The organism is Filimonas effusa, assembly GCF_004118675.1.
Taxonomy (GTDB): Bacteria; Bacteroidota; Bacteroidia; order Chitinophagales; family Chitinophagaceae; genus Filimonas; species Filimonas effusa.
This window is the reverse complement of record NZ_SDHZ01000002.1, coordinates 1,450,223-1,476,040: the sequence shown is the minus strand read 5'-3', so window position 1 is coordinate 1,476,040 and position 25,818 is coordinate 1,450,223. Positions and strand designations below refer to the sequence as shown.

Sequence of the window (25,818 nt, the reverse complement as noted above, 5' to 3'; positions counted from 1 at the left end):
GGTGACTTTAATGGATAGAACTGAAGAAATTGGTTTCCTTTTTAACCTTACTACCAACAAGCATATAGGGTTTACATTGGAACCAATCCTGATTCAACAGGAAAAAAACAGGAAACGCTTTAGCAAGCTGCTTATCGATGATCAGGAACATTGGCCCTGGCTCAAACCCCTGGCCGATAATCTCTTCGACCTGCTGGTAGGCTTTTCCGATGGCCGCCTCTTCGAATACATGATCGGTACCGGTAGCAGCTACCTGAAAAACCACGCACAGCCCTGGCTCATGCTGAACGAAAAAGACATCCCACGCCTGCGCGCGCACTACCTGTCTCTTCTTCACCAGATCTGGCCTTTTATCACCAACGCACAGTATCCCCTCTATGTACTGCGCGAGGGCAACTTCTCCGACAACAACGTGCGGCCGCTGCGTATCAGCTCTCTCCCCGTTCATCTGCAGTTTAACGCCATTAAAGACGACAACTTCATCACCATCACGATGAATGCCCACACCATGGCAGAACAAACCCCGGCAAGGGTACACCTGTTCAAATCGCTTTTCTTCTTCATGGACGATGTGCTGCATCTCCCTGCTAAACCCGATGACGTCTCCGTTCTCGATATGTTCAAAAAAGGGGAACTGCGCTTTCCCGCACGCGATAAGAACGATGTGGTGAATAGCTTCCTGGTTCCCCTGCAACAGCAATATCCGCTGCAATGCTCCGAAGGTCTCCAATTCGAAGTTACCAGCCCCGAACCGCAAACCAGGGTCATGCTTAGCGAATTCAGCAGCCAGTACCTCATGGTCCAGCCGCAGTTTATGTACGACGATGTACTGGTCGACTACGATGAGGATAAGGAGTATTTCCACGATGCCAATAACCTGCTCACCGTTATCAGGCGCAATAAACCGCTTGAAAAGGAAGCCTACGAACAACTACGCAGCCTCCATCCTAAATTCAAAAACCAGCGCAACAACCGATACTACTACATGCCCTTCGATGAGGTCATGAAAGATAAATGGTTCCTCAAAATGAACCAGCAACTGCAGGATGCCGGCTTCGCCGTTTATGGCCTGCAACAACTCCAGCGCTTTAAATATAATACGGGTAAACCCCGTGTTGAAATTGAAGCCCGCGCCAATATCGATTGGTTCGATCTTAAAGTAAAAGTCTTCTGGGGCGACCAGGAAGTGCCGCTCAAAGACATCCGTAAAGCCATCCTGCACAACCAGGACGCTATTGTGCTCAAAGACGGTACCCTCGGTATGATCCCGCAGGAATGGTTTACCCAGTACGGAATGCTCTTTAAAGTAGGAAATGAAAACAAAGGCAGGTTACAGGTAAGTAAACTGCACTACTCTGTACTCGACGACCTCCAGGCCGAAATAACTGATAAGAAACTGCAACAGGAAATAGCCGATAAGAAACATCGCCTGCTGCATTATAACGAAGTCATTACCAAACAACCCTCCGCCGAAATGAACGCCAGCCTGCGTCCCTACCAGATGGAAGGATTTCGCTGGATGCAATGCCTCGACGAACTGGGGTGGGGTGGCTGCCTGGCAGATGACATGGGCCTCGGTAAAACGCTTCAAACTATTACTTTCATCCAGCACCTGAAAGAAAAATATTCCGGCAGTACGCAACTGGTGGTTTGCCCCACTTCCCTCATCTTCAACTGGGAGGCGGAGATCCAGAAGTTCTGCCCCTCGCTTACTTACCTGCTGCATTATGGCCAGCAACGCGATTTCACCGATGAACAATTTCAGGCAGCCGACGTAGTCCTTACCAGCTACGGCGTCGTTAGAAACGATCTCGAACACCTGAGAGCTTTCGCCTGGAACTATGTTATCCTCGACGAAAGCCAGACTATTAAAAATCCCGACGCCCAGGTAACCAAAGCTGTCTATGAACTGCAGGCTAAAAACAGGCTTATCCTTAGTGGTACCCCTGTTCAGAATAATACATTCGACCTGTTCGCCCAGTTTCACTTTGTGAACCCCGGCCTGCTTGGAGGTAAAGAGTTCTTCAAAAGGGAATTCGCACACCCCATCGATAAAAACGGAGACAAGGATAAAGCTGCCCGCTTACGGAAACTGATCTATCCGTTCATCCTGCGCCGTACAAAAGAGCAGGTGGCTACCGATCTGCCCGATAAAACGGAAATGATCCTCTGGTGTACAATGAACGCCGACCAGCGCGCCATGTACGATGAACATAAGAACTATTACCGCGATGCACTGTTGAAAAGGATCGATGAAGAAGGTATATCAAAAGCAGGCTTCTACGTCATGGAAGGACTCCTTAAACTGCGCCAGATCTGCGACCACCCGCTTTTATTAAAAGACAATACCAAACACATCATCGCCTCCGTAAAAACAGATGAACTGCTCCGCGAAATAGAAGAGAATACAGGTGATCATAAACTGCTCGTCTTTTCCCAGTTTACCGAAATGCTGCACCTCGTCCGCAAGGAACTGGAACTGGCAGGTATTGGCTACTGTTACCTCGATGGCAGTACCTCGCTGGAACAACGTAAACAGGAAGTAGCACGCTTCCAGGCCCAAGACAGCGATGTCAAAGTATTCCTTATCTCCCTGAAAGCAGGAGGGGTAGGACTTAATCTTACCGCAGCCGATTACGTATATCTGGTAGATCCCTGGTGGAACCCTGCCGCCGAACAGCAGGCCATCGACAGGGCGCATCGTATTGGGCAAACAAAGAAGATCTTTGCCTATAAAATGATCTGTAAGGATAGCGTAGAAGAAAAGATCCTTCAGCTCCAGGCCAAAAAGCAGGCCCTGGCCGATGAACTGGTAGGAGAAGACGCCGGCTTTGTCAAAAAGCTGACGAGGGATGATGTGGCCTTCCTGTTTAGTTAACCGCCTGAAGTGGTAAGCCTTTTACCGAATGAATAAAAAGCTTTATTACCGCCCTTCGGGATTGAGTTAATAGTGCCTGGCAATAGGAAAGATAAGGCCTCGGAGTGGATGAGCGCCGTCCTGCTTGCTTTGAAGAGGCGGAGCTGTAAAGCTATGGCTTGAGAGCGGCAGTATGCAACAAAACACGCCTGCGCTCTGGCGGTGTAAGTCAGCCAAAGCCCTGCGACCATTGAAATAGAGCCGCCATCAGTATCCGCTGTTCGGTTTTACTAACTGCACTGTTGCATTGATTGCAGCGACTTCTGTACTTTTTTCCGGAAAAATGAAAAAAATGGGCTGCAATCGGTTGAAATTTGTCGCTGAAATGGCTTATTTCCTCCCTTTCTTCTTCTCTTTCCGCAAAGAAGACGCTCGTATGATCAGGTCCGATTTAATGACTACAGTGCTTGTATGTGCAATATTGGTCTTGCCTTTTAAATGATTGATAAGATGGGTAGCTACTATTTCCCCCATCTCTGTTCCGTTATAGTTGACTGTAGTGAGCTGCGGCTCTGCTAGTCGCGCAATAACGTCATTATTGAAACCTACAAATGCAATATCCTCAGGAATACGGATGCCTCTCTCCTTCAATGCCTGCATACAAACAACAGCGCAGAAATCATTACTTACAAACACCCCGTCGGGCCGCTGTTTCATGGCTAATATCTGGTCGGCGGCTTCCATACTGGCTGCTTCACTCAGGTCATTCTCTATTACCAGCTCCGCATCCGCAGGTAGCTTATGATCCACCAGCGCCTGCCGGTAGCCAATCAAACGGTCCTGGTACACATTACGTTTCAGGTTACCGGTTATATGTACTATCCGCTTGCAGCCTTGCTCTATCAGGTGCTGCGCGGCATCGTAACCGGCTTTGAAGTTATCGATGACAACCTTGGTTCCCGGGCTATTAGGCTCTACCCTGTCGAAAAACAATACCGGAATATGCTTTTGGGTAAAAGGTGTATAATGTTCCAGGCTTTCCGTATCATAAGCCAGTGACGCTATCAAGCCGTCCACACGCTTATGAAACAGGTTCAGTGCATTGGCAACCTCTTTTTTATAAGTTTCCGACGAATGCCCTATAATGATGTCATAACCCGCAGCTGTAGTCACTTTCTCTATACCCGCCAGAACGGATGTAATAAAATGGCTGTTCAGCTCGTGTATAATAACACCTATCGTGTTTGTTTTCTGCGTCCTTAAGTTGCTGGCGAAATTGTTTGAGCGGTAACCCATAGCTTTGGCCGCCTCCTGTATCCGTTTCCGCGTAGTTTTGCTTATCGCAGGATGATCCTTTAATCCCCTGCTTACAGTAGCCGCAGAAATATTTAATGTCTTGGCCAGATCATAAATCGTAACTTCTTTCGGTGGATGCATAGCTTGTCAGATTTTTTCTCCCGATCCTTTCAGTGCAAAGATTACTAAAAAACAATCGGTTGCGTATCTAAAATTACCCGGGTTATCAGAATTTTTATAAAATAATTATGTAATCGGTTACAATTTCGGAATTAATTACGATATTGCTTCTGCATCGGTAAAATAGATACCGGTCCTAAAAGCGATTGCTATGTTATACTTGTTCTTCCCAATATTGCTATGGCCCAAGCCGGCGCACTCGAACAATCTTATCAATTACTAAATCCCTGTCATATGATGAAAGGATTGATGTCGCTGGCTTTTGCTTCCTTAGGTCTCTTCGCCCAGGCACAGCAAAAGCTGCCCTTCCGCAACGCCTCCCTGCCAATGGAACAAAGAGTGGAAGATCTCGTCGCAAGAATGACGCTCGAAGAAAAGGTGGGCCAGATGATGTATAACAGCCCGGCCATCCCCAGGCTGCAGATCACCGCCTATAATTGGTGGAATGAGGGCTTGCACGGTGTTGCACGCTCCGGCGTCGCAACTGTTTTCCCCCAGGCGATCGGACTGGCAGCGTCTTTCGACAGCGCTCTCGCTTTTCGGGTAGCCGACGTCATCTCCGATGAAGCGCGCGCTATGTACAACGCTGCTGTGGCGCAGAACCATTATATGAAGTATGGAGGCCTTACCTTCTGGACGCCTAACATTAATATCTTTCGCGACCCCCGTTGGGGAAGAGGACAGGAAACCTATGGCGAAGACCCCATTCTCACAAGCAAAATGGGTGTAGCATTCGTTAAAGGCCTGCAGGGAAACGATCCCCGCTACCTTAAAGTGGCGGCATGTGCAAAACATTATGCCGTTCATAGCGGACCCGAACGCCTGCGCCATGAATTCAATGCCGTGGCTTCTCCAAAAGATCTTCGCGAAACTTACCTCCCCGCCTTTAAAGCCCTCGTCGATGCAGGTGTCGAAGCCGTGATGTGCGCCTACAACGCTACCAATGGAGAACCTTGCTGCGGTAATACCTTCCTGCTCCAGGATGTTCTTAGAAAAGAATGGAACTTTAAAGGACATGTGGTGAGCGACTGCTGGGCTATCGCCGACTTTTACTCCGGGCACAAAGTGGTAAAGAACAGCGCAGAAGCCTCAGCCCTTGCCGTAAAACGTGGCGTAAATATCAATTGCGGCGATGAGTTCCCCGCTCTCATAGAAGCAGTAAAGCAAAAACTTATCACAGAACAGGAAATAGACTCCGCCCTCATCGTAGCCCTCAAAACCAGGTTCCGCCTGGGGATGTTTGACGACGCTGCAGACAATCATTTTAATAAACTCGGTACAAACATCATCAATAGTGCCGCACACCGGGCCTTGGCACGGGAAGCTGCAGTAAAATCTATTGTGCTGCTTAAAAACAATGGAGCACTGCCCCTGAAAAATAACCTGTCCAAATATTTTGTAACAGGCCCCGGTGCCGCCAATATCGATGTGCTGCTTGGTAACTACTACGGTATCAGTTCCAGTATGGTCACTGTTCTCGAAGGATTGGCAGCACAGGTGGCCCCCGGCAGCCAGTTGCAATACCGCCCCGGATGTATGCTCGTTCAGCCTAACACCAATACGGCCGATTGGGCCAGCAACGAAGCACATGCCTCCGATGCAACCATCATGGTAATGGGTATCTCAGGATTGCTCGAAGGTGAAGAAGGCGAATCTATCGCATCTCCCACATTCGGCGACAGGCTCGATTATAACATCCCTGCAACCCAGATCGATTACCTGAAGAAACTGAAAAAAGATAACCAGCACCCCGTAATAGCAGTGATTACAGGTGGAAGCCCCATGAACCTCGCCGAAGTGCACGCAATTGCCGATGCAGTTCTCATGGTATGGTATCCTGGTGAAGAAGGTGGTAATGCAGTTGCCGATATTATTTTCGGGAAAACATCCCCTTCAGGCAAACTGCCCGTTACCTTCCCTAAATCGCTCGACCAGTTGCCGCCTTATGAAAATTACGATATGCAGGGCAGAACTTATCGCTTCATGAAAGCAGAGCCCATGTATCCGTTTGGCTTCGGACTTAGTTATACTACATTCTCATACAAAGACATAAAGCTGTCATGGACCTACCACGGCAAAAAAGCGTTCCTTTCGGCCTCGGCTACCGTTACCAACACGGGAACTAAAAAGTCCGATGAAATTGTTCAGCTCTATGTGTCGCATGAAAGCAAACCGGATAATGCTCCGCTGCTTTCGTTGAAAGATTGTAAAAGAATAACTCTGGAACCAGGAGCTTCTCAGAAAGTATCTTTTAGCATGCCTTCCGAAATGTACTACATCATAAACGATGCAGGCGAGGCGGTGGCGCCTCCCGGGAAAGCAAGAATTATCATAGGCGGCTCCCAGCCCGGTGCCAGAAGCAAAGAACTGGGCAGCCCTGCAACAGTAGAAGCGGAGCTAACCATTCACCCTTAGTCATTGCATGTAAAACCATTAACGATAAACAACCAGCGGAATGAAAATACGTGCTCAGTCGTACATGGGAAACAACCCACCATGATACATGCCTGGAATCATGGCTCAATACGTTAAACATATTACCATGAAGCATGATTCACACCAGGATGAAGTAAACGTACAGGTAAACTTCTTTGGGACGGCTGTTGAAGGCCTTTTAAAAGATGGAACAGTGACGAAGATCATCATAGGTATCATGATGTATAACGGAGGTATAATAGAGTTTGCTGCGTATTAAGTTTTGAAATGCATCCGTTGAAAATTAATGCAACACCAATTGCATGTTTCATAAACGATTAACAACAATGCAACATTTGTGCAACCCAATATGTAACAAAAACAATTGGCATTGTTTACAATAATTGTTCAATAATTTCGGACGGATTTTTTTTAACAGGATCTAAAAACGAGGATAGTCATATGTTATTACTTGGTATAGATGTAGGCACATCATCCATTAAAGTTTCCGTTGTTGATGCCGCATCTCAGCAATGTGTCGCCAGCGCACAATACCCCGAATCAGAAGCAGATATACTGGCGCCCCAAAGCGGTTGGGCAGAACAATCACCAGCCAGCTGGTGGCAGTATACCAAACAGGCCATCGCTAAAGTACATGCCTCTCAGAAATATAACCCGCAGGATATAGCCGCTATTGGTATCGCTTACCAGATGCACGGACTTGTTGTGGTTGATAAAGAACAACAGGTGTTACGTAATAGCATCATCTGGTGCGATAGCAGGGCTGTTGAAATTGGTAACAAAGCCTTTGCTGCTATCGGGGAAAAGCAATGTCTCTCTTGCCTCCTCAACTCTCCGGGAAACTTCACCGCTTCCAAACTGGCCTGGGTAAAAGAGAATGAACCGGCCGTATTTGAAAAGATCGATAAGATCATGCTGCCCGGCGATTTTATCGCTATGCAGCTTACAGGCGAAATTACAACCAGCATCTCCGCCCTGTCAGAAGGCGTGTTCTGGGACTTTGCAAAAGACCAGCTTTCTGAAGAGGTGTTTAACTACTTTGGCTTTAGTAAAGCCGTCATCCCCGATATTAAACCGGTGTTCTCTTCACATGGTCACGTTTCAGATGCTATTGCCGCTGAGCTGTCTTTGAAAGCCGGAATTCCTGTTGCCTATAAAGCAGGAGACCAGCCCAACAATGCACTCTCCCTTAACGTGCTCAACCCGGGCGAAGTAGCTGCAACAGCAGGTACCTCCGGCGTTATCTACGGTGTTACCGATACGTTGTTGCACGACAGGCTGTCGCGTGTGAATAGCTTTGCCCACGTCAACTATGCGCCGCAGGATAAAAGGGTAGGGGTGCTGCTTTGTATCAATGGCACCGGCATCCAGAATAAATGGATCAAAAGCCTCACTGGCTCCGCTAAAAGTTATGCCGGGCTAAATCAGGAAGCTGCTGCTATTGCTCCCGGCAGCGATGGATTGTTCGTGCTGCCTTTTGGTAATGGCGCCGAACGTATGCTTAACAATGTTACAACCAACGCCCATATTCAGGGTATTGACTTCAACAAGCACACTGCGACACATCTGTATCGCGCGGGGCAGGAAGGCATTGCCTTCGCCTTCAGGTACGGACTTGATATCATGAGGGAAAACGGTATGCGGCCTTCCGTTATACGTGCAGGCAAAGCCAATATGTTCCTTAGCGATATCTTCCTGCAGTCTTTTGTCAATGTCACCAATACGCCCGTTGAGTTATACAATAACGACGGTAGCGTTGGCGCCGCTTTAGGCGCAGGTATCGGCGCAGGCATCTTTGCCAGCCAGCAGGAGGCTTTTGCACAACTGAAGCCTTTACAATTGGTAACACCATCCAAAACCGATTTATATAACGAACTGTATCAGCAATGGAAAGAACTGCTGATACAACAACTAACGAATTTGTAACCATTAAAACCGAATCATTATGTCAGTGACTATTGGAGAAAAAGAATTTTTCAAAGGAATAGGCCAGATCAAATACGAAGGACCTCAGTCAGATAATCCCCTTGCATTCCGCTGGTACGATGCCGATAAAGTGGTAGCAGGTAAACCAATGAAAGATCACCTGCGTTTTGCAGGCGCCTACTGGCATTCTTTCTGCGGCACCGGCGCCGATCCATTTGGTGAAGCAACCCATCTCTTCCCCTGGGATCAGAAATCAGACGCGGTTGCAAAGGCAAAAGATAAAATGGATGCAGCTTTCGAATTCTTTACCAAACTCAATCTTCCTTACTATTGCTTCCACGACGTAGATGTGGTTGACTATACCAACGACGTTGCTGAAAACGACAAACGTCTCCAGACATTGGTTGATTACGCGAAAGAAAAACAGGCAGCCAGCGGTGTTAAATTGTTATGGGGCACAGCCAACCTGTTCTCTCACCGCCGTTATATGAACGGGGCCTCAACCAACCCCGATTTCCATGTACTGGCCCATGCAGGTGCCCAGGTAAAAGCAGCCCTTGATGCTACTATTGCCCTTAAAGGCGAAAATTATGTGTTCTGGGGCGGTCGTGAAGGTTATATGAGCCTGCTCAATACCAACATGAAACGCGAACAGGCACACCTGGCTAAATTCCTTCATACTGCTAAGGATTACGCCCGCAAAAACGGCTTTAAAGGCACCTTCTTTATCGAACCCAAGCCTTGTGAACCTACTAAGCACCAGTACGATTATGATGCAGCTACCGTGCTTGGCTTCCTCAGGGAACATGACCTGCTGAACGACTTTAAGCTCAACCTCGAAGTAAACCATGCTACCCTGGCTGGCCATACCTTCCAGCACGAACTGCAGGTGGCTGCCGATGCCGGCCTCCTTGGTTCTATGGATGCAAACAGGGGCGATATGCAGAACGGTTGGGATACCGATCAGTTCCCCAACAACATCAACGAAGTCGTAGAATGTATGCTCATTATCCTCGAAGCAGGGGGATTCAAAGGGGGTGGAATTAATTTCGACGCAAAAATTCGCCGAAATTCTACAGATCCTGAAGATTTATTTTATGCTCATATCGGCGGTATGGATACATTTGCAAGAGCTTTGATTGTCGCAGACAATATTTTGCAGCAGTCGGCATACCGGAAAATCAGAGAAGAGCGTTACGCCTCTTTCGACAATGGAAAAGGAAAAGCGTTTGAAGAAGGGAAACTTGGCCTCGAAGATTTAAGGTCGTTCGCTATCGAAAATGGCGAACCAGCATTAAAAAGCGGAAAACAAGAATTCCTGGAAAACCTGATCAATCAGTATATTTAGCTTTTTAATATGTAAACCTTAAAACAAATCAACGGATCATGCAGTCCCTCACCACTAACGATTACCTTGTATTTCTGCTCTACTTCCTGGCAGTCGCATTTTACGGTATATGGATTTACCGTCGTAAAAAAACAGTAGAGGCTAGCTCTAAAGACTACTTTCTGGCCGAAGGGTCGTTAACGTGGTGGGCCATCGGCGCATCCCTGATTTCTTCCAACATATCGGCAGAACAGTTCGTAGGTATGAGCGGCTCGGGCTTTAAAATTGGTCTTGCTATCTCTACTTACGAATGGATGGCAGCTATCACGCTCGTTATCGTTGCCGTATTCTTCATCCCTGTTTATCTTAAGAACAAGATCTACACCATGCCGCAGTTTCTGCAGCAACGCTACAACAAAACAGTAGCACTGGTGATGGCTGTGTTCTGGTTACTCCTTTATGTGGTGGTAAACCTCACCTCTATCCTTTATCTCGGTGCCATCGCTGTAAGTGGCGTTTCCGGTATCGATTTAACATGGGCTATGTGGGGACTGGCATTCTTTGCCATCATCATCACGCTGGGCGGTATGAAAGTAATTGGTTATACCTCTGTGGTACAGGTGTTCTTCCTTATCCTCGGTGGTCTCGCTACTACTTATATCGCTATCGATCAGGTGGCTGAACATTTCGGAACACCCGGTATCATCGCTGGTTTCAAACAAATGCTTACCAGGGCGCCGGAACACTTCAAAATGATCATTCCTAAAACAGATCCTAACTTCATCGACTTACCAGGTCTTTCTGTACTGCTCGGTGGTATGTGGATCGTGAACCTGAACTACTGGGGTTGTAACCAATACATCGTTCAAAGGGCGCTTGGTGCCGATCTTAAAACAGCCCGTACAGGTATCCTGTTCGCTGCTTTCCTGAAGCTCCTCATGCCTTTACTGATCGTTGTTCCGGGTATCGCAGCTTTCGTGCTGTTCCAGGAAAAAACAGGTGAATTTGCTTCTATCTCTAACCCCGATGCTTCTTACCCCGTGCTGCTTAACCTGCTTCCTGTAGGTCTGAAAGGCCTGTCATTTGCGGCCCTTACAGCTGCGGTGGTAGCTTCTCTGGCAGGTAAGGTAAACAGTATCGCTACAATCTTCACACTGGATATCTATAAGAACGTCTTCAAAACAGACGCCAGCGAGAAAAACCTCGTGTTGATAGGTAAGATTACAGTGATCGTTTCCATGATCCTCGGCGTAGTGATCGCTCCGCACCTGGGTATGGATAAACAAGGTGGCTTCCAGTACATCCAGGAATATACAGGCTTTGTATCGCCAGGTATCTTCGCCATGTTCATCCTTGGCTTCTTCTGGAAAAAAACGACCTCCAACGCAGCCCTGTTTGCTACTATCGGCGGCTTCCTGCTCTCCGTAGTATTTAAACTCCTGCCAGGATGGGTTGATCTTAGCCCGCTGTATTCTATCGGGTTCGCAGTAGAAAATGTCAGCACACATGTTTACGAAATTCCATTCCTCGATCGTATGGGACTCGTATTCGTGATCTGTATGATCGGTATGTATGTGATCAGTCTTATCGAAACCCGCAAAGGCAAAAAGCCTGCAGCGCTCGAAGTGGATACCACTATGTTCAAAACCAATCCTGGTTTCGTAGCTGGCTCTCTCATCATCGTAGGTCTGTTGGTTGCTTTATACGGTTTGTTCTGGTAATAGAACCAACGCACTAAGACAGATAAAAGAATCATAAAACAATTCGAAAGAATAATTCACAAGAGGCCGTCTCTGATCAGAGGCGGCCTCTTAGTTTTATAAGAACCTGCACGCGGTATATATATATATTCTTTTCCTATAAAGGCGTTAAGAATACATCCATTAACACATATTTAAAACGGATGTAATATCATGTTAATCTAATTCTTCTGGGGTGAATGGAAAGGGTTGGACTATACTTTTACGGTATTGTTTCATTAAAAAAATTTCTATGAAAAAGTTTCTACTCTTCACCGCGTCCGCCGTCTTCATCACGCTCTCTGCTTCCGCTCAAATTAGTAAAGGATCTTCCTACCTGGGAGGAGGGTTAGGTTTTAGTACCGATAAAAAAACGGTAGATCGCCCGGTTTCGCCGGATGATTCCGAACAGAAGAGAACTTCTGTGGCGGTGAGCCCGTCAATTGGTTTTGCCTACAAGGAAAATCGTGTGTGGGGGCTCTTTCTCAATTTTGCGCACAGCTCTGCAGATGGCTACAAACAGAACACCTATGGAATAGGAGGTTTCTTACGCCAGTATAAGCCTTTTGGTAATGGCTTTTATGTGTTTACCCAGGAGAGCTTATTGCTTGGGTATACTAAAGCCGGAGAATTTGCAAAAACATATTCAGGCGCTGTTTCTTTTGCGCCGGGCTTAGCCTACGATGTGAGCAAAAAGTTTCAGCTTGAATTGAGTTTGAATAATCTCGTGTATGCAAACTATGGGCATAGTAAAACAACTCGTCCTGCTGTTGGTTCTACTCCCGAAAGTGTTACCAAACAAACCAACTTTAACATAGGTTCCAGTTTGAGTAACCTGGCAGAAGTGGGAAACATTACAATAGGTGCCCGTTTCGTCTTAGGCAGATAACACAGCCAGGAAAGCTGTATTCAAGGCATTGAGCTGAGCTGCTCTTCTATCTTCTGCTATTATTTACATAAAAACTTTCTATGAAAAAGATATTTCTTTTCATAATTGCCATCGCGTTATTATCTGTCGCCGCCTCTGCCCAAATTACGAAGGGGTCTTCCTATCTGGGGGGCGATATTGGCTTAAGCCATTCCAAATCAGAGTCCGATCAAATTGAATATGATACTAAGGCAACCACTATTGGTGCCAGCGCTTCCATAGGTTTTGCCTACAAAGAAAACAGGGTATGGGGACTCTCATTAAATTATACCTATCTTAATTCAGAAGACGCCTCCCAGGATCGGAAGTTAAATGGTTACGGGGCAGGAGTCTTTCTGCGTCAATATAAACCTCTGGGTAAAGGCTTCTATTTGTTTGCAAACGAGGGATTAAATCTCTTGTATAGCGTTGAAGACTGGCATTACAGCGCTGCAGGAGGCACTTGGTTTGGACTTAAAACCTATAGTGCTTCTGTTGGTCTTTCTCCTGGAGTCGCATATGATGTAAACAGGAAGTTTCAACTTGAATTGAGTTTGAATAATATGATTTACGCCGATTATAGCCATCAGAAAAGTCCCGATCCGGGAAGTGTTTTCTTTGACGGAAAAAGTACAAGAAACACCTTCAGTCTTGGAAGTGACCTTAATAACCTTGCAAAATTAGGTTCTGTTAGAATAGGTGCCCGCTGGGTATTAGGCAGGCATAAATAAATAAGCTGTAAAGAGGGTAGTTGAAATAATAACTACCCTCTTTACAGATACTTAAACTGGCGCGCTATAGTTTTATGCTGTAACTGTGGCCGGCACGGCTTAGTTCAAAAAGTCTTTTAGTTTGGCATCTTAGGCTTGGCAGAGGCGGGCGAAAAAAAACTTCGAAAAAAAAGGAAAAACGCTTGGCAGAAAAACAAATTCCCCTATTTTTGCACTCCCGCAAACGCGGTAAGATTCCCGAATAGCTCAGTTGGTTAGAGCATCTGACTGTTAATCAGAGGGTCACAGGTTCAAGTCCTGTTTCGGGAGCACCAAAAGAAAAGGTTTCAAGCAATTGAAGCCTTTTTTCGTTTTATCAGTTATAGCCATTAATAAGATTTATCACCACCTGTGCCATGATGTCTTTTTCATCTGGCTTACTCTCTGCAATCATAAGCGTAAGAGCAACAAGAGCATTATCGGCAAGGCGCTTTGTTCCATCGTTACGGTATAACAATCCATTCTTTTCAAGGAACCAAACGAAAAGGAAAGCGGCAATACGTTTATTGCCGTCGGAAAAAGAATGATTCTTGACTACGAAATACAAAAGATTGGCCGCTTTTTCCTCTACGCTAGGGTAAAGGTCTACCCCTCCAAATGATTGATAAATGGTGGCAATGGAGCTCTTGAAGGACTCGTCTTTTTCATTGCCAAACAGGCTGCTGCCACCGAATTTTTCTTTAAGGCTTCGTATAGCTTTCATTGCCTCTTCATAAGTAGCGACAAAAGAGGGTTTCTTATGTGTAGCTTCTATAGTTAAAGTGCGATGGTCATATTTGTCCAGCACATCCAATGCATAAGTGTAATCAGCCAGAACCTTTATCAAACCACTGGCCTCGTCTGAACTTAAAGGGTTTGACTCCAGCATGTTGCTCAAAAGCCGAACGGTTTGCTTTAATGCGTCTAATTGCTGCGTTTTTTCCTTTAACCGTTTTTCGTTCAATGCATATCCTTCGATCAGATAATCTTTCAAGATCTTATTGGCCCATATTCGAAACTGTGTTCCACGTTTCGAATTCACCCGGTATCCTATAGAAATGATCATATCCAGATTGTAATGCTCAATTTCCCTCACAACTTTCCTTTTGCCTTCCTGGCGAACTGTTCGGATTTTCCGAACAGTTAGATTCTTTTCTAACTCGTTGAAAATGAATATATTTTTTATGTGTTCACTTATGTTTGCCTTACTGGAACCAAATAATTCTATGATTTGTGCCTGTGTCAACCAAATGGTATCATTCTCTAGAACGACATCAATAGTTTGCCCATCAGGCGACTGATATATGGCGATATTTCCGTTTTCCATAACTATTATAATGGATAAAGTTAACTCACTTGTAGGTAGCTATTCTGGGGTAGGTTAAGATAAATAATGGTTTTTAATAAGCAGAATGTCAATCCGGCAACTCGTAGAAATCAAAGAAATCATGCATCAATTCGTTCAATAGTTGTCCTGTTTCGGGAGCAGAAAAGGACACTTTAAATTTTGTTTGTAGTGTCCTTTTTTCATCTTATGGGGTTAAAGTTAATAATCAATTAGATTAATACTCTAACTACGACGGCCGAACTTCGGGGGAGCCTACAATATCTGTGGGCTTTTTAATTGCTCTATGCCAGTAGGTTAATGATGAAAGCGTTCATGTGGTACCAATTTGCCCCCCTTCAGGAATAGAATTTGTATAAAAAAATGTAAATAAATAGGAGTGGTTAGCAGGGAATCATTTTATAAAAGATATTTAGTTCAAATGACCCAAAATGAAAAGCTTGTTCATCTGCCTGCTGCTGCTTACAACCGTTGCTTTTGCCCAGGAAAAGATAATAGAAAACCCGCCGTTTAGTGTCCGGAGTTCGGAAATACTTGAGATCAGGAAAATTGTTCTTGATAACAAAAGGACAGAAATTGAGTTTACAGCTTATCAGCAACCCGGCAGGTGGTTTCGTGTTGCAACAGGTTCTTACATTCGTGCTAACGGTAAGAAATACCTGGCTGACACGGCCATAGGACTGAGCCTTGATAAAGAAACGTTTACCGGACCATCCGGGCAAATGAATTTTACGCTTAGCTTCCCACCGATTGATTTAAATACGGAAAGAATAGATTTCATTGAAAGCGACTGTGAGGCTTGCTTTAAGATCTGGGGAATAGAACTGAAATCAAAATTCGTTCTTCTACGCGACTCTATTCCTGCCAGCGTTAAGAACGCACCAAAAACTGGCGGAAGTGGCATGCTGCCTGTAAATAACTTAAAACTGGGCAAAACCAGCATCAAAGGTATACTCCTGGGATATGTTCCTGAAATGAAATTTAAACTTGAAGCATTTTTGAATAATCCGCTTACAAGGGAACAGGAAGAGTATGAGTTTCCGATAGCAGATGATGGCTCCTTTAAAGCCGAAGTGCCCTTGGTTTACAGCACACAGCTATTGCTTCGGGTAAATGATCTTATTAATGAAAATGTTTTGGTAGCCCCGGGAGGAGAAATGGAAGTGTATGTGGATCTGCCACTGAGAGATCGGCAGCAGTCTAAACTTCGCGTCGACAGTTGCCCTGCGGCCAAATGGGTGTATTTTGGAGGTACTTATGCCGGCATCAACAATGAATACTTTGATAAGCAGGCGCAGCTTTGGAAATTATATCTTAACGCCGATGCGCTCACAGATACGGATGAAATTGATTTGGCAACCTATCGGAAAAATATTCTTGAAAGATGGAAGCAAAAAAAAGAGGAGCTGGCGCAGCAGTCATATTCCCCACAGTTAAAGCAACTGGTAACACTGGAACTCAACCACGCATTGATCGGTAAGTTAATACATGCACCAAGCAACATGGAATGGGCATACCGTAAAAAGCATAATATAGGCGCACGTGAGCCGATTCCTGACTACAAGAGGTTTGTTTTAGATTCCGGCTATTTCCGTTTCCTTAAAGAAATGGATTTAAATAATCCTGTTAATTTATACACCTTTGGTTTTGAGAATGTCATAAATGGCTGCAGCTATCTTACTCTGAATAGTGAAGTGAATTCCGTTTTCTTCAATAGAATGCCTGATATAGCGGAGTCACTTATTAAAATGACCCGGATGACTCCCAGGGAGTTAACTTATGCCAATTACCTGGCTGCTCAAAAATACGAGAGATGGTCTCCTAAAAGCATTGCAGCAGCAAAGCAACAAATTTCGACCTACATCGATTCTCTGCTGAAGATTGACATAGTAACTGGTGGCGCCAGAAGGGATGCTGAACGAATTCGTTCTTCAATCACAGACGCCAATACAACATTCAGGGAGCTTTATACGGCTTTTGATAGGTTTACTTTCAGCCACATGGCATTGCTGCAAAAATTAAACTATATGATCCTGATTGAGAATACCGACACGGCACTGAATACGCCAAAGTTTTCAGTTGAGTTTGTCAACAACTTTCAAGAGAAATATAAACCCTACACAGACGTACTTTTTAGAGAAGAAATGGATAAAAGTTATACCGGATTGGTTGCTGAAATGCTGGATACAGACAAGGGATTGTTGTTTGATCTGATGTATGTTCAGAAGATGGCTTCTTCGCTCGAAGAAATGGAACCGGTTTCCTCCGTGAAAATGGATCGTATCAGGAGCCTGAACAACCCTGTCTTCCTGGCATTTATAACTGAAAGAAATAAACAGCTATTGGCCAAGATAGAAGCCAATAAAAGAAAGACCGGCTACAGGGTATATAACACACCCAAAGTAGAGAACGATGCTTTGCTGGCTGAAATCTTAAAGCCTTTCCAGGGTAAGGTGATCTTTATAGATTTTTGGAATACCTGGTGTAGTCCCTGCAGGTCGGCTATGCAAACTTTTGAGCCGGTAAAACAACAGTATAAAGACAAAAATATCGCATTCGTATATCTTGCTGATGAAAGCTCACCCATAACAGCCTGGGAAAATATGATAGCCGGTATTCCCGGTGAACATTATCGTCTTAATGGGCCGCAAATGCAGTACCTGTCGAAAAAGTTTGGGATAAAAGGCATTCCGTCCTATCTCATACTCAACCAGAAAGCGGAACAGGTTTATTTTAAAACGGGCTTCTCCGGAAATGAGGTGATTTCAGGTATCCTTGACAAGGAGCTGGAAAAAGAATAAAAGGCAACAGAGGCCGTTGGCGATATTCGTAGCATTAGAACAGCGCCATCTTCAACAAGTGCGTACAAGCTTGTCATGCGCGATATACTTTGTAATAGGGCAGATACCATGCAGTCTATTGTTACAATCCGACCCGAAACGAAACTCCTGGTCACAAAATCCAATGATATCGATTGTGTGTTGGGCTCCGCCAATCTTTCAGTGTCAGGCGGCATGAGGTATGAGTGGGCCCCGGCAGCCAGTTTGAGTAATCCCTATAGTTACAATCCTATAGTCCGAACCGATACCACCACCTGGTTCTATGTTCAGTCTGCCGACAGCTATGGCTGCCGTGCTAAAGACTCTATTCTTGTCAGGGTGATTAGAAATGCAAACCTCAATACTTATCCGCTCGTTAATGCGTTTACTCCCAATGGAGACGGGTTGAACGACTGCTTTGGGATAAAAAACTGGGGTTATATTAAAAGCATGGAACTCGCCATCTATAACCGATGGGGGCAGCAGGTGTTTGTAACTAATAATCCCGGCGACTGCTGGAACGGTAAGTTCAATAATGCCGATCAACCACCGGGAACCTTTGTAGTAACTATAAAGGCGGAAACACTTTGTGGCACAGTTATAAAAAATGGCACTTTAGTGCTGCTCCGTTAGAGATGCCGCAGCTACATAGGTAGTCACTTATTCTATGGAACATTTTAAGGAGTCCCCGATGAGCCGGGGCTATGAAATTTAATTGCATGCGCTTATGATTCTGGTCATAACCACCCGGATCGTATCGCGGTACTTTCGTTCGTAACTTAAATTGTATTCTATATGAAGAAGTCATCTCTCGCAGCCATTACGTTATCTGTTGCGATGTGTTTGTTGATTGCTTGCGGCGGCGGTTCCTCCCATAAGGAACAGAAATCTGCTACAACAAATACGCCGTCTGAAGAGCCGGCAGCTGCCAATCCTTCCTACGATCCCAAAAGAGGAGAGGGGAAATTCGATGAATCGAATGTAAAAGTAGGGCCTCTTAATACCGCAATGGCTGCCAAAGGGAAGACTACAGCCGAAACCAAATGTTTCTCCTGCCATAAAACTTCAGCGGAAAAATTAGTAGGGCCAGGATGGAAAGGTGTAACAGCAAGAAAGACACCTCACTGGATCATGAACTTTGTTACCAACCCCGATCCTATGATCGACAAAGACCCTGAAGTGCAGGCCCAGCTTGAAATATGTCTCGTGCGTATGCCTAATCAAAACCTCACGGAAGACGAAGCGAGGAACATCCTCGAGTTCATGCGTCAAAACGATGGTGCCAAATAATCTTTAAAAATAAAATTCTATGTCTGTAAATAAGATACTGGCGGCAGCCCTGTGCCTGTCTGTTACCTGGTTCACCTCCTGCAAACCCAAAGGATCGGGAAATGCGGTAGGTGCAGATGCTGCAGCCAAAACATATGTAGCTCCCGGTAAATACGATGAGCTCTATAATTTTGTTTCCGGGGGCTTTAGCGGTCAGCTGAGCGTTTATGGTATCCCCAGCGGACGCCTCCTGCGCGTTATCCCTGTATTTTCCGCCGATCCTGAAAAAGGCTGGGGTTATAGCGAAGAAACAAAACCCATGCTCAACACTTCTCACGGGTATGTGCCATGGGATGATCTTCACCACGTAGAAATGTCTATGACCGATGGTGTTGCCGATGGTAAATGGGTATTCGTAAATGGCAACAATACTCCCCGTCTTGCCCGTATCGATCTTAAAACATTCCGTACAGCCGAGATCATTGAATTGCCTAACAGCGCCGGTAACCATAGTTCTCCTTTCGGTACCGAAAACTCTGAATACATTGTTGCGGGAACAAGGTTCAGCGTACCTCCCGATGGCGACAAGAGCGACGTTCCCATTAAAACTTACAAAGAAAATTTTAAAGGCCATATCAGCTTTGTAAGCATCGATAAAAATACCGGTGCCATGGATCTGGCGTTCCAGTTGAAGACACCGGGTGTGAACTTCGACCTTGCACGTGCCGGTAAAGGTAAATCGCATGACTGGTTCTTCTTCAGTTGTTATAATACAGAGCAAGCCAATACACTGCTTGAAGTAAATGCTTCGAAAAGGGATAAAGATTTTATCATGGCAGTGAACTGGAAGAAGGCTGAAGAATATGTAAAGGCAGGAAAAGGTGTTAAACAAGCCGTTACATACGCACACAACACTTTCGATGAAGCAACACAAACTGCCAAGTCTGAAATGAAAAAAGAAGTGACCGTACTTGATGTTGCTGCGTTTCCTGACCTGGTTTACTTTATTCCATGTCCTAAATCACCACATGGTTGCGATGTTGATCCTACTGGTGAATACATTGTAGGTAGCGGCAAGCTTGCTGCATTGTTGCCGGTGTTCAGCTACGATAAGATACAGGCTGCTATTGCTGCCAAAAGCTTTGAACCCGAAAAATATGCCGGCGTGCCCGTTATCAAATACGAAGCGGCATTGTACGGCGAAGTACAAAAACCAGGCTTAGGCCCCTTGCATACCGAGTTCGACGGTAAAGGCAATGCCTACACTTCTTTCTTCGTATCATCCGAAGTGGTGAAATGGAACATTAAAGATCTGAAAGTATTGGACAGACAGCCTACTTACTACTCTGTAGGTCACCTTATGATACCGGGTGGTAATACCAAGAAGCCTTATGGCAAATACCTGATCGCTTATAACAAGATCACGAAAGACCGTTACCTGCCTACAGGTCCTGAGCTATCGCAAAGCGCCCAGTTATACGATATCAGCGGCGACAAAATGCAGCTGATCCTCGACTATCCTACGATCGGCGAACCGCACTATGCACAGGCTGTTCCGGCAGAACTGATCAAAGACAAACAACTGAAGATCTTTGATATCAATGCCAACAAACATCCTTATAAAGCAAACGGTGAAGCTGAAGCTAAAGTAGTGCGCCAGGGAACCACCGTACACGTGTATCTCACCACCATACGCTCTCACCTCACTCCCGATAACATTGAAGGTGTACAGTTGGGAGACGAAGTGTACTTCCACGTTACCAACCTTGAACAGGATTGGGATGTGCCACATGGCTTTGCTATTAAAGGCGCTAACAATTCGGAATTACTCATCATGCCTGGCGAAACAACCACGCTTAAATGGGTGCCGGATCGTATTGGGGTGTTCCCTATTTACTGTACCGACTTCTGCTCTGCCCTGCACCAGGAAATGTCGGGTTATGTAAGAGTTTCTCCCAAAGGTAGCAACGTGCCTATCACTTTTGGATTGGGTGATAAGTAAGCTACCCGTTAATAAGTTGCCGTATGCAACTGATAAAAAGGGGCAGCTTACCCAAAGTAGCTGCCCCCTTTACTTTCATTGATCTGTGTAATTCACCTGCTATTGAATAACTACAGCAGTTTCCCTGTTTAAATCTATCGCCATGATGAATACAAAAGCATTACCCAGGATCTCCACAATATTCATATTACTCGCCGCTGTTTGCCTGGCAATTTCTCTTTTTGTTCCAATATGGCAGATAGAATTGAACGCACCCCAATACCCCGAGGGTTTAGCTCTGCAGATATGGGCCTCCAAAATTGCCGGTGATGTTGATATCATTAATGGCCTTAATCACTATATAGGTATGAAGACGCTGCATACCAAAGACTTTATTGAATTTACCATTCTGCCTTACATTATAAGCGCCTACGTTGTGCTCTTTTTAGTGGTGGCCTGGCGCAGGACAAAAAAGCTTCTCAACATAGCCTGTGCTGCTTTCATCTTATTTGGTGTAGTGGCTATGGTTGATTTCTGGATATGGGAATACAACTACGGTCACAACCTCGATCCAAATGCGGCAATAAAAGTGCCGGGGATGGCTTATCAGCCGCCGCTTATAGGCTTTAAACAACTACTCAACTTTGGAGCATACTCCATTCCACATATCGGCGGATGGCTTTTTGTAGCGGCAGGTATCTTGTTATTGGCAGCAATGGTTGTTGCCAGGCCGGCTTCCAAACCAAAGCTTCCCAAAAATATTGTAGCGATATTAACCCTTATTGTTGTAACAGCACTGTCTTCCTGTGGTACTAAAGGGCCTGAGCGTGTTAACCTCAATAAAGATGCCTGTGAATATTGCCGTATGACGATCTCTGATGGCAGGTTTGCCGGTGAGATCATCACAAAAAAAGGCCGTGTTCATAAATTCGATGACATCGCCTGCTTACTTAACTTCGAGAAGGCGCAGGAGCAATCTTCGGTTAAAGCCCGTTATGTAAGTGATTTTTTGAAGAACGATGAACTTATACAAGCGGCGCCGGCGTGGTATGTTGCAACTTCCGGAATAAAAAGTCCTATGAATGGCAATGTAGCGGCATTTGCTTCCAAAGAAGCAGCCGAAGCACATGCTGCGCAATGGAAAGCTACTGTTGAAACCTGGGAACAGCTTGCTCATAAAATGAATCACCCGCATGACAATCCGGAATCTCATCATCACTAGAAGCGTCACCGGAAGTATTGTTCCCGGTGGTTTCATTGCATTGCTGCTGGCTATACTACCATTTATAGCGACTGCCCGTGTATTGCGTGTAGGAAAGAATAGTGAATTCAAAACCATTACCGCCGCATTAAAAGCCTCGGCAAACGGCGATTCTGTCATTGTGTTGAAAGGGGTTTACAAGGAAGGTAATATCGTTATCGCAAAAGCTATAACGCTTATAGGGGAAGGGCTTCCTACGCTCGATGGTGAACTGAAATATGAGATCCTTTCTATCAAACACGATAAGGTAACACTTAAGGGCTTTTGCGTACGCAACTCCGGCAGAAGCAGTCTTAATGATCCTGCCGGTATAAAAGTGTATGACGCCTCGTATGTAACCATCGAAAACAATTTACTGCTCGATAATTTCTTTGCTATATACATACAATATGGCAAACACTGTTTCATCAGGAATAACCGCATACAGGCTTCGCAGAAAGAAGAATACGAATCGGGCAATGGCATTCACTGCTGGAAAAGCGATAGCCTTCAGATAGTAGCCAACGAAATAACAGGCCACCGCGATGGTATTTACTTCGAGTTTGTAACCAACTCCATCATCTGGAAGAATACATCGCAGAAAAACATGCGTTACGGGCTGCACTTCATGTTTTCTCACCACGACTCTTACCTCTCCAATCACTTTAAAAATAATGGAGCAGGTGTAGCGGTAATGTTCACCAAACACGTGATCATGAAGAATAATGTCTTCGAGGAGAACTGGGGCGATGCGGCCTATGGCCTGCTCTTCAAAGAGATCTCGGACTGTTATTTGTCTGGTAATAAATTCATAAAAAATACGACAGGTGTATTCTTCGATGGTTCTAACCGCATTGTGATGGAGAAGAACCTGTTGCAGGCTAATGGCTGGGGCCTGCGGCTGCAGGCAAGCTGCATGGATAACAAGATTGCCTATAATAACTTTATCGGCAACACATTTGATGTGGCAACCAATGGTACTCTTACCCTCAATCATTTCAATGAAAACTATTGGGATAAATACGAGGGTTACGACCTTAATAAGGACGGTATAGGCGATGTGCCTTATCGCCCGCTGAGCGTGTTTTCTGTAATAGTAGAACGTAATCCTCCTGCGATGTTGCTGTTCCGCAGCTTCATGATAAACCTACTGGATAAATCGGAAAAGCTGCTGCCCAGTCTTACGCCCGAGAACTTTATTGATAAAAGACCGCGGACAAAACCACTTGCCCTATGATTGAAGTAAAGAATGTGTTGAAACGGTTTGGTAAGCTACTGGCTTTAGATAACCTGGATCTGGAATTGAAAAGGGGAGAGTGTGTGGCGCTCATAGGCCCCAACGGATGTGGTAAGACCACGCTTATAAAATCGATCCTGGGAATGGTGTTGCCCGACCGGGGAACTATCACCTTTAATAACATCAATATCCGCGATAACAACGAGTATCGCCGTCATATTGGCTATATGCCCCAGATAGGCCGTTATCCGGAAAACATGAGCATTGGCCAGGTGATTGATATGATAAAACATATCCGTGGCGAACAGGCGACGTTGGATAATGAACTTTACGAGTTATTTGAAATAGAAAAGCTCTCCGGTAAAAAAATGAGTGCGTTAAGCGGCGGAACAACCCAGAAGGTAAGTGCAACACTGGCCTTTTTATTTCGTCCGCAGGTACTCATATTGGATGAACCCACTGCAGGTCTCGATCCTGTTGCTGCTGATATTCTTAAAAACAAGATCATCGATGCAAAGAACGGGGGAGCGCTGGTGCTCATCACTTCCCATATCCTGAGCGAAATGGAAGACATGGTCAGCGATGTAGTTTTTATGCAGGAGGGTAAACTGCTACTACATAAAGATGTAGATGCGCTGAAGGCGGAAACAAAACAGGATACTGTCGCCCGTTCTATCATCCATCTCTTAAAATCCGACGCCCAATGAAACGTATCCTGAAATATGTAGCCCTCGATATTCTTAGGAATAAAATAGTAATAGCCTATGCTGTTATCCTGGCTTTATTTTCCTGGTGCACCTTTGCCCTGGAAGACAGTGCTTCAAAAGGAGTACTTACGGTGCTGAATATTGTACTGCTCACGGTTCCGCTGGTGTCGGTGTTGTTCGCGACCATCTATGTTTATAACAGCAATGAATTTATAGAATTGCTGGTAAGTCATCCCGTGAAAAGGGGGATGATATGGAAGGCGTTGTTTACGGGGCTATCATCAAGTCTTGTGCTGGCTTACCTGATTGGCGTAGGTATTCCCGTTCTACTCTTCGCCGATACAGCGACTGCGCTGATGTTATTGGCGACAGGTTCGTTTCTCACTGTCATTTTCGTTGCCCTCGCTTTTTTAAGCAGCATCCTCACCCGTGATAAAGCAAAAGGCATTGGCATCTCGATATTACTCTGGCTTTATTTCGCGCTGTTGTTTGATGGGCTGGTGTTGTTCCTGTTCTTCCAGTTCTCAGATTATCCTATCGAGAAAGCGGTAGTGTTGCTTAGTGCACTGAGCCCAATAGATCTTTGCCGCATTCTCATTCTCCTGCATCTTGATGAGTCTGCTATGATGGGTTACACCGGCGCCATCTTCAGAAATTACTTTGGTACACAATGGGGACTTGTTCTCTCTTTCGGCTTGCTTTTCATATGGATCATTGTCCCGTTTTTAATCTCATTGACCCGTTTTAAAAAGAGAGATCTTTGATACGTGAAAGAGGCTGGCGTTAAGGCTGGCTTCTTTCTATGCGATGGCTGTATTTTTTGTAACGCTGATAGCTGATTTGTAAGTGTGGCTCAAAAGAAAACCGCTGCGCAATTGAAAGCTGTACTTAATTTTAACTCGAATGGAAACCAATACTCAAAACAGGAACGATATTGAAAGCCGGTCCGATATTGAAAAGCTGGTCAATACGTTTTATGAAAAGGTTCGTTCTGATGATACTATCGGCTTTTTCTTTTCCAACGTGGTAGCTGTTGACTGGAGTATGCATTTGCCTAAGATGTACGATTTCTGGGAAAATGTGCTCCTGCACACCGGTAGCTACAAAGGCAACCCGATGGATGTACATTTTAAGGTCAACGGCCTGCATCCCATTAACGGCGTACATTTCGAGCGTTGGCTGCTGCTTTTTATACAAACCATCGACGAACTGTTCGAGGGCGAAACTGCCGAAAGAGCCAAAGTGCGCGCAAAAGGAATAGCCTGGGTGTTACAACAAAAAACAGACAGCATCAACCGTTAAAAAACTTTGTATATGCATCACCACCTGTTATTGATACTGCATCTCATCAGCGCCGCCATATGGGTAGGGGGGCATCTTTGCCTGGCAGTTGGTATCTTGCCCGGGGCGCTGAAGAAAAAAGACTATACCCTTATTACGCAATTCGAGAAGAGATATGAACCCATAGGTATGTCGTCGTTGGTGGTGCTGGTTGTAACCGGCATGTGGATGGCGCTGCAATTTGGTATAGGCCCCGGTCGATGGTTTTCATTTTCAAATCCGCTGGAAAGAGTGGTGTCGGTTAAAATAATACTTTTACTTGCCACCGTGCTCTTTGCCATCAGCGCGCAAACGAGGGTGATCCCTCATTTAGCTACCAGGCCTAAAAAGCTTTATGAAATGGCATTCCATATCATTGGCGTTACAACCATTGGTGTAGCGATGCTCATCCTGGGATCGTTTGTAAGGTATGGGGGCATTTAGCTGAAACAAACGCTGGTGATGCGTTTTATGAAGAAGCAA

The 25,818-nt window shown here is 45.3% G+C and carries 20 protein-coding genes and 1 tRNA gene; 19 read left to right on the top strand and 2 right to left on the bottom strand.

All coding sequences use genetic code 11. The features are described 5' to 3' along the window. The first annotated feature begins 10 nt into the window (after positions 1 to 10). A complete protein-coding gene (locus tag ESB13_RS17150) occupies positions 11 to 2,878 on the top strand; it encodes a DEAD/DEAH box helicase (protein ID WP_129004847.1) in 2,868 nt (955 codons plus the stop codon). Between the two features lie 369 nt (positions 2,879 to 3,247). Here ESB13_RS17150 and ESB13_RS17145 read toward each other — a convergent pair whose 3' ends face one another. Next, the gene (locus ESB13_RS17145; RefSeq protein ID WP_129004846.1) at positions 3,248 to 4,294 is read right to left on the bottom strand and encodes a LacI family DNA-binding transcriptional regulator; all 1,047 of its coding nucleotides are present in this window, start codon (positions 4,292 to 4,294) and stop codon (positions 3,248 to 3,250) included. 273 nt (positions 4,295 to 4,567) lie between these two features. Here ESB13_RS17145 and ESB13_RS17140 point away from each other — a divergent pair, with 273 nt between their 5' ends. The 8 genes from ESB13_RS17140 (at position 4,568) to ESB13_RS17110 (ending at position 13,708) form a co-directional block, all read left to right on the top strand. Then, positions 4,568 to 6,748: a glycoside hydrolase family 3 C-terminal domain-containing protein gene (locus ESB13_RS17140; protein WP_220399697.1), complete on the top strand. Its 2,181-nt coding sequence runs from the start codon at positions 4,568 to 4,570 to the stop codon at positions 6,746 to 6,748. Positions 6,749 to 6,875: 127 nt separating this feature from the next. After that, positions 6,876 to 7,028: a hypothetical protein gene (locus tag ESB13_RS23820; protein WP_164974252.1), complete on the top strand. Its 153-nt coding sequence runs from the start codon at positions 6,876 to 6,878 to the stop codon at positions 7,026 to 7,028. Between the two features lie 182 nt (positions 7,029 to 7,210). Beyond that, positions 7,211 to 8,695, top strand: coding sequence for a xylulokinase (locus tag ESB13_RS17135; protein WP_129004845.1), 1,485 nt, complete (start codon positions 7,211 to 7,213; stop codon positions 8,693 to 8,695). A gap of 19 nt (positions 8,696 to 8,714) precedes the next feature. Further along, the gene (xylA, locus tag ESB13_RS17130; RefSeq protein ID WP_129004844.1) at positions 8,715 to 10,043 is read left to right on the top strand and encodes a xylose isomerase; all 1,329 of its coding nucleotides are present in this window, start codon (positions 8,715 to 8,717) and stop codon (positions 10,041 to 10,043) included. Between the two features lie 38 nt (positions 10,044 to 10,081). After that, on the top strand, positions 10,082 to 11,743 hold the full coding sequence (locus tag ESB13_RS17125; RefSeq protein WP_129004843.1) for a sodium/sugar symporter: 1,662 nt from the start codon (positions 10,082 to 10,084) through the stop codon (positions 11,741 to 11,743). 271 nt (positions 11,744 to 12,014) lie between these two features. Further along, the gene (locus tag ESB13_RS17120) at positions 12,015 to 12,650 is read left to right on the top strand and encodes a hypothetical protein (protein ID WP_129004842.1); all 636 of its coding nucleotides are present in this window, start codon (positions 12,015 to 12,017) and stop codon (positions 12,648 to 12,650) included. Positions 12,651 to 12,730: 80 nt separating this feature from the next. Beyond that, the gene (locus ESB13_RS17115) at positions 12,731 to 13,399 is read left to right on the top strand and encodes an outer membrane beta-barrel protein (protein ID WP_129004841.1); all 669 of its coding nucleotides are present in this window, start codon (positions 12,731 to 12,733) and stop codon (positions 13,397 to 13,399) included. A gap of 235 nt (positions 13,400 to 13,634) precedes the next feature. Further along, a tRNA-Asn gene (locus tag ESB13_RS17110) sits at positions 13,635 to 13,708 on the top strand. A 46-nt stretch (positions 13,709 to 13,754) separates the two neighbouring features. Here ESB13_RS17110 and rhuM read toward each other — a convergent pair. Beyond that, entirely contained in the window at positions 13,755 to 14,744 is a 990-nt protein-coding gene (gene rhuM / locus ESB13_RS17105; RefSeq protein ID WP_129004840.1) for a RhuM family protein, read from the bottom strand. A gap of 449 nt (positions 14,745 to 15,193) precedes the next feature. On the opposite strand from rhuM, the gene ESB13_RS17100 reads away from it, so the two are divergent. The 10 genes from ESB13_RS17100 (at position 15,194) to ESB13_RS17055 (ending at position 25,779) form a co-directional block, all read left to right on the top strand. Continuing rightward, a complete protein-coding gene (locus tag ESB13_RS17100; RefSeq protein ID WP_129004839.1) occupies positions 15,194 to 17,563 on the top strand; it encodes a TlpA family protein disulfide reductase in 2,370 nt (789 codons plus the stop codon). Positions 17,564 to 17,638: 75 nt separating this feature from the next. Further along, the gene (locus tag ESB13_RS17095; protein WP_129004838.1) at positions 17,639 to 18,214 is read left to right on the top strand and encodes a gliding motility-associated C-terminal domain-containing protein; all 576 of its coding nucleotides are present in this window, start codon (positions 17,639 to 17,641) and stop codon (positions 18,212 to 18,214) included. A gap of 162 nt (positions 18,215 to 18,376) precedes the next feature. Further along, on the top strand, positions 18,377 to 18,871 hold the full coding sequence (locus tag ESB13_RS17090) for a c-type cytochrome (protein ID WP_129004837.1): 495 nt from the start codon (positions 18,377 to 18,379) through the stop codon (positions 18,869 to 18,871). 19 nt (positions 18,872 to 18,890) lie between these two features. Then, positions 18,891 to 20,852 carry a Sec-dependent nitrous-oxide reductase gene (nosZ, locus tag ESB13_RS17085; protein ID WP_129004836.1) on the top strand — a complete coding sequence of 654 codons (1,962 nt, stop codon included), beginning with the start codon at positions 18,891 to 18,893 and terminating at the stop codon, positions 20,850 to 20,852. Between the two features lie 142 nt (positions 20,853 to 20,994). Then, positions 20,995 to 22,053 (top strand): nitrous oxide reductase accessory protein NosL, encoded by a 1,059-nt coding sequence (locus tag ESB13_RS17080; RefSeq protein ID WP_246022596.1) that lies wholly within the window; start codon positions 20,995 to 20,997, stop codon positions 22,051 to 22,053. Next, positions 22,025 to 23,308 carry a nitrous oxide reductase family maturation protein NosD gene (locus ESB13_RS17075; protein WP_129004835.1) on the top strand — a complete coding sequence of 428 codons (1,284 nt, stop codon included), beginning with the start codon at positions 22,025 to 22,027 and terminating at the stop codon, positions 23,306 to 23,308. Before ESB13_RS17080 ends, ESB13_RS17075 begins: the two co-directional genes overlap by 29 nt. Continuing rightward, positions 23,305 to 24,015 (top strand): ABC transporter ATP-binding protein, encoded by a 711-nt coding sequence (locus tag ESB13_RS17070; protein WP_129004834.1) that lies wholly within the window; start codon positions 23,305 to 23,307, stop codon positions 24,013 to 24,015. The genes ESB13_RS17075 and ESB13_RS17070 overlap by 4 nt, the downstream gene beginning before the upstream one ends. After that, positions 24,012 to 24,779, top strand: coding sequence for an ABC transporter permease subunit (locus ESB13_RS17065; protein ID WP_129004833.1), 768 nt, complete (start codon positions 24,012 to 24,014; stop codon positions 24,777 to 24,779). The genes ESB13_RS17070 and ESB13_RS17065 overlap by 4 nt, the downstream gene beginning before the upstream one ends. Positions 24,780 to 24,918: 139 nt before the next feature. Next, positions 24,919 to 25,317: a group III truncated hemoglobin gene (locus ESB13_RS17060; RefSeq protein ID WP_129004832.1), complete on the top strand. Its 399-nt coding sequence runs from the start codon at positions 24,919 to 24,921 to the stop codon at positions 25,315 to 25,317. A 12-nt stretch (positions 25,318 to 25,329) separates the two neighbouring features. Beyond that, positions 25,330 to 25,779 carry a CopD family protein gene (locus ESB13_RS17055; protein ID WP_220399696.1) on the top strand — a complete coding sequence of 150 codons (450 nt, stop codon included), beginning with the start codon at positions 25,330 to 25,332 and terminating at the stop codon, positions 25,777 to 25,779. Positions 25,780 to 25,818 lie beyond the last annotated feature (39 nt).

Bases quoted from the DNA above. Each gene is read 5' to 3' on its own strand.
- ESB13_RS17060 (WP_129004832.1), top strand. From the start codon at position 24,919: ATGGAAACCAATACTCAAAACAGGAACGATATTGAAAGCCGGTCCGAT.
- ESB13_RS17140 (WP_220399697.1), top strand. From the start codon at position 4,568: ATGATGAAAGGATTGATGTCGCTGGCTTTTGCTTCCTTAGGTCTCTTC.
- ESB13_RS17115 (WP_129004841.1), top strand. From the start codon at position 12,731: ATGAAAAAGATATTTCTTTTCATAATTGCCATCGCGTTATTATCTGTC.
- ESB13_RS17125 (WP_129004843.1), top strand. From the start codon at position 10,082: ATGCAGTCCCTCACCACTAACGATTACCTTGTATTTCTGCTCTACTTC.
- ESB13_RS17135 (WP_129004845.1), top strand. From the start codon at position 7,211: ATGTTATTACTTGGTATAGATGTAGGCACATCATCCATTAAAGTTTCC.
- xylA (WP_129004844.1), top strand. From the start codon at position 8,715: ATGTCAGTGACTATTGGAGAAAAAGAATTTTTCAAAGGAATAGGCCAG.
- ESB13_RS17080 (WP_246022596.1), top strand. From the start codon at position 20,995: ATGATGAATACAAAAGCATTACCCAGGATCTCCACAATATTCATATTA.
- ESB13_RS17120 (WP_129004842.1), top strand. From the start codon at position 12,015: ATGAAAAAGTTTCTACTCTTCACCGCGTCCGCCGTCTTCATCACGCTC.
- ESB13_RS17090 (WP_129004837.1), top strand. From the start codon at position 18,377: ATGAAGAAGTCATCTCTCGCAGCCATTACGTTATCTGTTGCGATGTGT.
- ESB13_RS17065 (WP_129004833.1), top strand. From the start codon at position 24,012: ATGAAACGTATCCTGAAATATGTAGCCCTCGATATTCTTAGGAATAAA.
- ESB13_RS17055 (WP_220399696.1), top strand. From the start codon at position 25,330: ATGCATCACCACCTGTTATTGATACTGCATCTCATCAGCGCCGCCATA.
- ESB13_RS23820 (WP_164974252.1), top strand. From the start codon at position 6,876: ATGAAGCATGATTCACACCAGGATGAAGTAAACGTACAGGTAAACTTC.
- rhuM (WP_129004840.1), bottom strand. From the start codon at position 14,744: ATGGAAAACGGAAATATCGCCATATATCAGTCGCCTGATGGGCAAACT.
- ESB13_RS17070 (WP_129004834.1), top strand. From the start codon at position 23,305: ATGATTGAAGTAAAGAATGTGTTGAAACGGTTTGGTAAGCTACTGGCT.
- ESB13_RS17095 (WP_129004838.1), top strand. From the start codon at position 17,639: ATGCGCGATATACTTTGTAATAGGGCAGATACCATGCAGTCTATTGTT.
- ESB13_RS17145 (WP_129004846.1), bottom strand. From the start codon at position 4,294: ATGCATCCACCGAAAGAAGTTACGATTTATGATCTGGCCAAGACATTA.
- ESB13_RS17100 (WP_129004839.1), top strand. From the start codon at position 15,194: ATGAAAAGCTTGTTCATCTGCCTGCTGCTGCTTACAACCGTTGCTTTT.
- ESB13_RS17150 (WP_129004847.1), top strand. From the start codon at position 11: ATGGATAGAACTGAAGAAATTGGTTTCCTTTTTAACCTTACTACCAAC.
- ESB13_RS17075 (WP_129004835.1), top strand. From the start codon at position 22,025: ATGACAATCCGGAATCTCATCATCACTAGAAGCGTCACCGGAAGTATT.
- nosZ (WP_129004836.1), top strand. From the start codon at position 18,891: ATGTCTGTAAATAAGATACTGGCGGCAGCCCTGTGCCTGTCTGTTACC.